Source organism: Pseudomonas sp. SDO5591_S426 (assembly GCF_054070755.1).
Map to the genome: position 1 here is coordinate 1 of NZ_JBSVXD010000206.1, position 9,483 is coordinate 9,483.

The following is a 9,483-nucleotide window of genomic DNA, read 5'->3' on the forward strand; positions in this document are numbered from 1 at the left end:
GGGACGCAGAGCGTCCCGGGCTGCATTCCCACGCAGAGCGTGGGAACGATCATTGACCCTGCGGTCTTTGGGAGCTTCACCATGTTGAACACCCTTCTTCCAATCCTGTTGTTCGCAGCCCTGGGCCTTGGCGTCCTCGGCGCGTTGCGGCGGGTAGCCATGTGGCGCCGGGGCCGGGCCTCGAAGGTCGACCTGATCGGCGGCCTGTTCGCCATGCCCAAGCGTTACATGGTCGATCTGCACCACGTGGTGGCGCGGGACAAATACATCGCCAACACCCACGTCGCCACCGCTGGCGGCGCGGTGGCGTCCATCGTGCTGGCAATTCTGGTGCATGGTTTCGGCCTGCATAACCGCATCCTCGGTTATGCACTGTTGTTGATGTCGGCGGTAATGTTCGTCGGCGCGATCTTCGTCTACCTGCGTCGACGTAACCCACCTTCACGGCTGTCGAAAGGACCGTGGATGCGCCTGCCGAAAAGCCTGCTGGCGTTCTCGGCGTCGTTCTTCCTGCTGACCCTGCCGGTGGCCGGGATCCTGCCGGAAAACTTCGGTGGCTGGCTGTTGGCGGCGATTCTCGGTGTCGGCGTGTTGTGGGGCGTGTCGGAATTGTTCTTCGGCATGACCTGGGGCGGGCCGATGAAACACGCCTTCGCCGGTGCCTTGCACCTGGCCTGGCACCGTCGCGCCGAACGCTTTGGCGGCGGTCGCTCCACCGGTTTGAAACCGCTGGACCTGAACGACCCGACCGCGCCACTGGGCGTGGAAAAACCCAAGGATTTCACCTGGAACCAGTTGCTCGGTTTCGACGCCTGCGTGCAGTGCGGTAAATGCGAAGCCGCATGCCCGGCATTCGCCGCCGGCCAGCCGCTGAACCCGAAAAAACTGATTCAGGACATGGTCGTCGGCCTGGCGGGTGGCACAGATGCCAAGTTCGCTGGCAGTCCCTATCCGGGCAAGGCCATCGGCGAACACGCCGGCAATCCGCATCAACCGATCGTCAACGGTCTGGTCGATGCCGAAACCCTGTGGTCGTGCACCACTTGCCGCGCCTGCGTCGAGGAGTGCCCGATGATGATCGAGCACGTCGATGCCATCGTCGACATGCGCCGTCACCTGACCCTGGAAAAAGGCGCGACCCCGAACAAGGGGGCCGAAGTCCTGGAAAACCTGATCGCCACCGACAACCCGGGCGGCTTTGCGCCGGGCGGGCGGATGAACTGGGCGGCGGATTTGAACCTCAATCTGTTGAGCGAGAAGAAGTCCACCGACGTGCTGTTCTGGGTTGGCGACGGCGCTTTCGACATGCGCAACCAACGCACCTTGCGCGCGTTCGTCAAAGTGTTGAAAGCAGCGAAAATCGACTTCGCCGTACTCGGCCTGGAAGAGCGCGACAGCGGTGACGTGGCCCGACGCCTGGGTGACGAAGCGACCTTCCAGCTGTTGGCCAAACGCAACATCCAGACCCTGGCCAAATACAGCTTCAACCGCATCGTCACTTGCGATCCACACAGTTTCCACGTGCTGAAAAACGAATATGGCGCCTTCGACGGCAACTACCTCGTGCAGCACCACAGCACCTACATGGCCGAAATTATCGAGGCCGGTGCGCTGAACCTCGGCCAGCACAAAGGCGACAGCGTGACCTATCACGACCCGTGCTACCTCGGCCGCTACAACGGCGAATACGAGGCGCCGCGTCAGGTCTTGCGCGCTCTGGGGATTGAAGTCAAAGAGATGCAACGTTCCGGTTTCCGATCGCGCTGCTGCGGCGGTGGTGGCGGCGCGCCGATCACCGACATTCCCGGCAAGCAGCGGATTCCCGACATGCGCATGGAAGACATCCGCGAGACCGGCGCCGAACTGGTGGCCGTGGGTTGCCCGCAATGCACCGCGATGCTTGAAGGCGTGGTCGAACCTCGGCCGCTGATCAAGGACATTGCTGAACTGGTGGCCGACGCATTGCTTGAAGACGAAATGCCCAAGCCGTCTACACCGGCCAAACGTGAACCTGCGGAGGTGCATTGATGAGTGACATTATCCGCCGCGACCCCCGCGCCGAATGGATCGCCCGTAACCGCTTGCATCCGCTGCACGCGGCCATGCAGCCGGCACAACACAGCTGGATGGGGCCGAACGGCGTCATCCGCAAGAATCTGCACGGCATCGGTTTTATCGGCCCCAACGGCATCAAGCGCATTGACCGCAGTGGCGCCCAACAGGGCGGGGCCACCAAGCGTACCGCCGCCGTTGAAGTGCAATTGCCGCTGCATCAAGTGCCGGCACCGGCGTTCTACATCTGCGTGGTGCCGGACATGGTCGGTGGCCGCTTGGGCAGCCACGACCGCGACCTGCTGGGCCTGGCTCATCAACTGGCCGGCAAGGACGGTGCGGTGCTGGCTGTGGTCTTCGGCGAACACAAGGAAAGCGCATTCGCCACCGCCGGCGTCGATCGCTTGCTGATGCTCGAAGGTGAAGAATTCAGCGGTTATGCACCGGAGCAGCGTGTTCAGGGCTTGCGGGCTGTGGATAACCAGTTCAACCCGCGTCATTGGCTGCTGCCGGACAGCCGCAGCGGTGGCGGCGAATTGGGTCGGCGCTTCGCGGCCACGTTGGGCGAACGCCCGGCCACGCGGGTTTGGCAGGTCAAGGATCAGGAATGTATCGGCCGCGCTGGCGCCGGTTTGCAGGATTTGGCGCGCCCGGTTGCGCGCCTGATTCTGGCCGCCGTCGAATGCGCAGAACCGGTCAGCGAAACCCGTCACGAAGCGTTGCCGGTGGAGTTATCCACAACCGTGGCGCGCAGTCTTTCGCGCATCGAGGATCTGGGCGCAGTGGCGGTGGACCCGGCGGCGATTCCGATGGCCGAAGCCGAGTTCATCTTCTCCGGCGGCAACGGGGTCAAGGATTGGGATTTGTTTCACCAGACGGCTGCAGCCCTCGGCGCCACTGAAGGTGCGTCGCGGGTAGCGGTGGACGATGGTTTCATGGCCCGCGACCGTCAGGTCGGTGCGTCGGGCACCTGGGTCACCGCACGGGTCTACGTGGCGGTGGGGATTTCCGGGGCGATCCAGCACCTGCAAGGCATCGGTGCCTGCGACAAGGTGGTGGCGATCAACCTCGATCCTGGCTGCGACATGATCAAACGTGCCGACCTGTCGGTGATCGGCGAGAGCGCCGAGATTCTTCGAGCCTTGATTGCGGCGGTAGAGGCTTACCGCAACGACGCCAAGCGCGATGCGGCTTAAGGGAAGGAAAGGGTTATGAGCACGAAAATCATCAGCCTGGTGTCCATCGGCGCCCACCCGACTTCCGGTCGACCACGTCGCGCGGAGCAGGATGCGCGGGCGGTGGAACTGGGTCTGCAACTGGCTGGGGATAACTTGCAAGTGCTGCATGCCGGCGACGTTGCCGAGCCTGCGTTGCGTGCGTATCTGGGCATGGGTCTTGAGCAACTCCACGTGTTGGAGCAACCGCAAGGCGCCGACGCGCTGCCGGCGTTGACCGCGTATTTGCGTGAGGCCGGGGCACAAGTGGTGCTGACCGGCAGTCAGGCGGAAACCGGTGAAGGCTCGGGTATGTTGCCGTTCCTGCTGGCGGAAAGCCTCGGTTGGCCGCTGGTGGTGGGGCTGGCGCAGGTCGAGTCCATCGACGGTGGTTCGGCGCTGGTGCTGCAAGCGCTGCCGCGCGGTCAGCGTCGTCGTTTGAAAGTGCGGCTGCCGTTTCTGGCGACTGTGGATAACGCTGCGCCGAAGCCTCGGCAGAGTGCTTACGGCCCGGCTCGGCGCGGGGTGTTGCAGGCTGATGACGTGGAAGTCGTCGACGATGAACTGTTGGCAGTGGCCACCTTGCAACCTGCCAAGCCACGACCAAAACGCTTGAAGGTGATCAAGGCCAAGAGCGGCGCCGATCGTATGAAAGCTGCAACCGCGAAAGCCAGCGGTGGCGGCGGGCAAGTGCTCAAAGGCGTCACGGCGCAAGCCGGGGCTGAGGCGATTCTCAAATTGCTGATTGAAGAAGGCGTGGTTCGTTAATGACGGTCAGGTTTCGCTCGGCAGTAAGGACAGATGCGCGAGAGATCGCGCGTCTGTTCCAGATCTCATCAGAAGGCGCTTCAGACTACATCTGGAGCCAATTGGCGGAACCCGGTCAGGACTTGCTGGATGTCGGCACCACCCGGTACGCCCGCGATGACGTGGATTTCTCTTATCAGAACTGCCTGATTGCCGAGGCTGACGGTCAAGTCATCGGCATGCTGCACAGCTACGTGATGCGCCACGATCCTGAGGCAGTGCCAACCACCGACCCGGTGCTGGCGCCGTACGCCGACATGGAAGTGCCCGACACGCTCTACATCTCTAGCCTTGCCCTGCACGAGGGCTGGCGCAACCGGGGCCTTGGTGTGCAATTCCTCGCCCATGCCCAGCAACGCGCCAACCAGCTCGGGCTCCAGGGCTTGAGCCTGATCGACTATGCCGCCAACACCGGTGCCCGACGTTTCTATGAACGACACGGCTTTGCAATCATCAAGACCTGCCAGGTCGCACCTCATCCAATGATCCGCGTCACGGGTGACGCCTATCTTATGCACAGGCCCTGATCCCGTTTCAGGCATTGCACAAGCAACGTTATCCACAATCTCTCGGCTCGCCTGTTGGTGAGCTACAGTTTTCTGTGCGCTGTTTAAGGGTGCAGCACGGTTCCGGGATCTCAGACATTCAGCGCTTGCTCATAAAACTTGGTTTTTATGAATGGGTTGAATATGAAGGCTGTCTGTCGGTCTTTGCTGCTCTTGGCATGCGCCATGTGCGCGTCTTCGGGATTGATGTCTGCTTCCCGGACGCAAGCGCCTGAGCAGGATTTTGATCGGTGGCTGGCGTCAGAGGCGGGGCAGAAGGCCTCGCTGGCGCAGATACGCCAGCGCTGTGAGCAAGTACCGGATGCGGCCAACAACCTCAATTGCTCCGTGTCAGTTGTTGCCCGAATGTTCGAGCTAAAAGCGGCCAATCAGCTTCCCGACTATTTCGTGGCAACCCGGCGCAAACACGCTCGGGCAATCGAAGCCAATGCCGAGTTGAATAAGCTGTTTTCCATGTTCGGCAACGAATCGCTTTCGACGCTGAGAGCGACCGGCGATTTCTCGGTGAGAAGAAGCCGGCAGCGTGAAGTGCTGACGATTCATCCGTATTCCAGCGAACATTTCGTCTCCGACGAGGTGCTGCCGTTCATCGACGTCAAAGCGGCGAACGGTCACTCGGTACGATTCATTGTCGATACCGGCGCCCCGCAAACCCGCATCAACTACGCCACCGCCAAGCTGATGGGGGTCAGGTTACTGACTGACTCCCACTACGCCTACAGCACGTTTTATGGCGAGAGCGACCTGGCTGCCAAACTTGGCGTCCTTGACGCCTTGAGTATCGGCGCCAGTGAGTTCAGGAACGTTCTGGTGTTCGTCAGTGATCGCGATAACTTGCTGGGGCTCGATCTGATCAGCAAGCTCGGGCCGCTGAAACTCACCAGAAAAACCCTGGAGCTCAACCCCGCGCGCGCCGTGCGATGCGATTCGCCGATTACCTACATCCGCCTGGATATCAATCAGCGGCTGACCATACCTGCGCGGCTGGACAACCGGGCGACGTTTGCGATTGTCGATACCGGCAATGTCGATTACCTGACCTCGGCTGCGCCGGGTGCTCAGGTCAATGTCGTCACGTCGATGACCCCAGGCAACTCACCGACCAATACAGCCGATCAGCATTACCAGACCTTCAAAGGCGTGTTGAAGTTACCGGGCAACACCTTGGCACTCACCTACAAATACTATCCGGGGTTCACCATTCCTGCGTCCATGCTGCTTGGGCGCTACGTGCCATCGATTTTGCTCGGGTGGCGTGCATTCGACGACTTTGAGTTGAACCTGGATATTGAGGCGGGACGGTCGTGTTTTAACAAGGTTTGACCCTGTTTACCCACAATCCCTGTTGGCGCTTCTGTGGATAACATGTTTGCCCATTGCTGCAGCCCAGGGAAATAGAGGGCTGTAGACGTTAGATCAAAAAACAATCAGCGTAACTTCCGGTTTTCCAAAGCTTTTTCCAGAGAATTAATCCACACAGGGACCAAGAGTTGCCCCCAATCTCTGTTGGCGCTTCTGTGGATAAGATGTTCGCTTACCGCTGAAGGTCTTATAGACCGTGGCTTTCAAGCTTCTGGTTAATAAATGACCAAAACATCGGTTTGACCCGTCATCTCACGCTCAAAAGCAGAAAAATCGCGGCTTGCAGCGGTTTTCCACAGCGCTGTGGAAGTTGCCCCCAAAGTCTGTTGGCGCTTCTGTGGATAAGGTGTTTGTCATACGCTACAGGCCATGTAATACGTGGCTCGCAAGAGATTGGTCAATAAATGAACAGGCGCCGTTGAAAATCATGCATTTGGATAAGTCACGGATTTTCTTTAGTTTCTGTGTAGAAAGTTTTGCGTGTTTCCACAGTTGTCCCCATTTGCTGTGGGTGGAGGTGTGGATAACTTGTTTGCGGAAGGCTGGGAGGCGCGGGGGGTATAGCGTGGAACGAAATAGATCATATTTCGTACAGTTCTAAAGCGGGGAGGCAGAAGGGATGTGTCGACAGGTAAGCCGCCATCGCGAGCAAGCTCGCTCCCACAGGGGATTTGTGAACAACACAGATCTAATGTGGGAGCGAGCTTGCTCGCGATGCTTTTGATGTTTAGCCGCTGACCGGAACACCCTTGAGGTAAGGCGCAGGCTCAGCCCCCAGATTGCTCAGCAAACGTTCGCTGTACCAATCCACAAAGTTCACTACACCAAACTCATAGGTCTTGGAGTAAGGCCCAGGCTGGTAAGCGGTGGAGTTGATCCCGCGCTGGTTCTCTTCGGCCAGGCGACGGTCCTGGTCGTTGGTGGCGTCCCAGACCTGGCGCATGCGGTCGACGTCGTAGTCCACGCCTTCGACGGCGTCCTTGTGCACGACCCACTTGGTGGTGACCATGGTTTCCTGGGCGCTGATCGGCCACACGGTGAACACGATGATGTGGTCGCCCATGCAGTGGTTCCAGGAGTGCGGCAGGTGCAGGATGCGCATCGAGCCCAGGTCCGGGTTCTTGATGCGGCCCATCAGCTTGGCGCAGCCCTGTTTGCCGTCCAGGGTCATCGACACGGTGCCCTTGAGCAGCGGCATGCGCACGATGCGGTTGCGCAGGCCGAAGCTGGCGTGGGCGTAAGGGATCTTCTCGGCTTCCCAGGCAGCGGCGGAGGCGGCGACGTGGTCCTTGAACGCCTGATCGGCGCGCGGGTCGGTGACGTCGTCCCATTCGAGCAGGGTTTTCAGCAGTTCCGGGTGCGACGCGTTGCAGTGGTAGCACTCGCGGTTGTTTTCCAGCACCAGTTTCCAGTTGGCCTTTTCCATCAAGGTGGTGGTGATCGCCACCTTGGTGTTTTCCATGTCGTACGGTTCCATGTAATGGTTCAGCGTCGACAGGAAGTCATCGATGGCCGGCGGGTTCTCCGCCAGGCTGATGAAGATGTAGCCGCCGGCCGTCTTCACGTTTACCGGTTTGAGGCCGTACTGCTTCATGTCGAAGTCGGCGCCCATTTCGGTGCCGGCGAACAGCAGGCGACCGTCGAGCTCGTAAGTCCACTGGTGGTAGTGGCAGACCAGTTTGGCAACCTTGCCTTTTTCGCTGGTGCACAGGCGCGAGCCACGGTGGCGGCAGACGTTGTGGAACGCATGCACCACGCCTTCGGCGCCGCGAATGACGATGATCGGGTTCTTGCCCACTTGCAGGGTCAGGTAGTTGCCCTTGGTTGGGATTTCGCAGGTCATGCCGGCGATCAACCACTCTTTCTGAAAGATTTCCTGCATGTCGATATCAAACAGGCGCTCGTCCGAGTAAAACGGCTGCGGCAGCGAGAACGTGCGCTCGCGCTCTTGCAGCATTTGCGCGGTGGCCTTGCGTGCGGGTTCCAGCGGATCGCCCAGGCTCAGGGTAGTAGTGACGTCCATCGTTTAATCCTCAAGGCCATTCTGTGTGGCCGGCGAAAGTGGCTACGGTTGTGCGACGCAAGACAAAAAACAGCAGTTATCTGTTGAGGCGAGTGTGGGGCCGGCGCTGGCCAGAACCTTATCCATGGGCGACATGATGCAATCTGTTCCCGACGCGCAACCCCCGGTAGTTGCGGGCTGGTCGCGATAAGCATGTGAATGTCGCAGATAGGTAAATGGGTGGTTCGCGCTATACGCAGAATCGCCAACATGAAGGCCGACAGTCGGCCGTGGAGATCAGCATGTCCAACAGCTTCCTGAACCCGGTAACCACCCAGACCTGGGCCAATGGTCGACACATCGTCCGTTGCGTCAAAGTCATCCAGGAAACCTGGGATGTGCGCACCTTCTGCTTTATGGCCGACCAGCCGATCCTGTTCTTCTTCAAGCCCGGGCAGTTCGTCACCCTGGAGCTGGAGATCGAAGGTCAGCCGATCATGCGCTCGTACACCATTTCCAGCTCGCCGTCGGTACCGTACAGCTTTTCGGTGACCATCAAGCGCGTGCCGGGCGGCAAGGTTTCCAACTGGCTGCACGACACCCTGCACGAAGGCCAGGAGCTGGCGGTGCACGGGCCGGTCGGGCTGTTCAATGCCATGGACTTCACCGCGCCAAAGGTGCTTTACCTCAGCGGCGGCGTCGGTATCACGCCGGTCATGTCGATGGCGCGCTGGTTCTACGACACCAACGGCAATGTCGACATGGTGTTTATCCACAGCGCCCGTTCGCCCAAGGACATCATTTATCACCGCGAGCTTGAGCACATGGCATCGCGGATCGAAAACTTCAGCCTGCACCTGATCTGCGAGAAGCACGGGATGGGTGAGCCGTGGGCCGGTTATCGCGGCTACCTCAACCACCGGATGCTCGAATTGATGGCGCCGGACTTCCTTGAGCGCGAAGTGTTCTGCTGCGGCCCGACGCCGTACATGAATGCGGTCAAGCGCTTGCTGGAAGCCGCCGGGTTCGACATGTCGCGCTACCACGAAGAATCCTTCGGCGCGACTCCGCCGGAAGCGCGCGCCGATGCAGTGGAACACGCCGAGCAGGCGGCCGACGCACCGGAACTCGACTTGGCGGATCTGCATCAGGTGGAATTCACCGCATCGGGGAAAAGCATTCGCATTGCGCCGGGCGAAACCGTTCACGCAGCGGCAGCGAAGGCTGGCTTGCTGATCCCGAAAGCCTGCGGCATGGGCATTTGCGGCACCTGCAAGGTGTTGAAACTGGGCGGTGAAGTGGAGATGGAACACAACGGCGGGATCACCGAAGAAGACGAAGCCGAAGGGTACATTCTGTCGTGCTGCAGCGTGCCGAAGGGCGACGTGCGCATCGAGTTCTGATCAACACGCAATAACCCTGTAGGAGCTGTCGAGTGAAACGAGGCTGCGATCTTTTAAAGATCAGGATCAAAAGATCG

At 60.0% G+C, this 9,483-nt stretch carries 7 protein-coding genes; 6 read left to right on the forward strand and 1 reads right to left on the reverse strand.

Annotated elements, in window-relative coordinates; all coding sequences use genetic code 11:
• The first annotated feature begins 81 nt into the window (after positions 1-81).
• From dgcB to ACW9JC_RS26045, 5 genes are all read left to right on the forward strand, one after another.
• A complete protein-coding gene (gene dgcB / locus ACW9JC_RS26025) occupies positions 82-2,028 on the forward strand; it encodes a dimethylglycine demethylation protein DgcB (RefSeq protein ID WP_457458566.1) in 1,947 nt (648 codons plus the stop codon).
• The gene (etfA, locus tag ACW9JC_RS26030) at positions 2,028-3,248 is read left to right on the forward strand and encodes an electron transfer flavoprotein subunit alpha (RefSeq protein ID WP_457458568.1); all 1,221 of its coding nucleotides are present in this window, start codon (positions 2,028-2,030) and stop codon (positions 3,246-3,248) included. The genes dgcB and etfA overlap by 1 nt, the downstream gene beginning before the upstream one ends.
• Before the next feature lie 15 nt (positions 3,249-3,263).
• Positions 3,264-4,034, forward strand: a complete 771-nt coding sequence (etfB, locus tag ACW9JC_RS26035) for an electron transfer flavoprotein subunit beta (RefSeq protein ID WP_457458570.1) — start codon at positions 3,264-3,266, stop codon at positions 4,032-4,034.
• Positions 4,034-4,600 (forward strand): N-acetyltransferase family protein, encoded by a 567-nt coding sequence (locus ACW9JC_RS26040; protein WP_457458572.1) that lies wholly within the window; start codon positions 4,034-4,036, stop codon positions 4,598-4,600. The genes etfB and ACW9JC_RS26040 overlap by 1 nt, the downstream gene beginning before the upstream one ends.
• A 147-nt stretch (positions 4,601-4,747) precedes the next feature.
• Positions 4,748-5,962, forward strand: coding sequence for a retropepsin-like aspartic protease (locus ACW9JC_RS26045; RefSeq protein WP_457458574.1), 1,215 nt, complete (start codon positions 4,748-4,750; stop codon positions 5,960-5,962).
• Positions 5,963-6,728: 766 nt separating this feature from the next.
• Here the strand turns inward: ACW9JC_RS26045 and gbcA are convergent.
• On the reverse strand, positions 6,729-8,024 hold the full coding sequence (gene gbcA, locus ACW9JC_RS26050) for a glycine-betaine demethylase subunit GbcA (RefSeq protein ID WP_457458576.1): 1,296 nt from the start codon (positions 8,022-8,024) through the stop codon (positions 6,729-6,731).
• Between the two features lie 281 nt (positions 8,025-8,305).
• Between gbcA and gbcB the strand changes: the two genes are divergently transcribed.
• Positions 8,306-9,406 (forward strand): glycine-betaine demethylase subunit GbcB, encoded by a 1,101-nt coding sequence (gene gbcB / locus ACW9JC_RS26055; RefSeq protein WP_338583588.1) that lies wholly within the window; start codon positions 8,306-8,308, stop codon positions 9,404-9,406.
• The last annotated feature ends 77 nt before the right edge of the window (positions 9,407-9,483 follow it).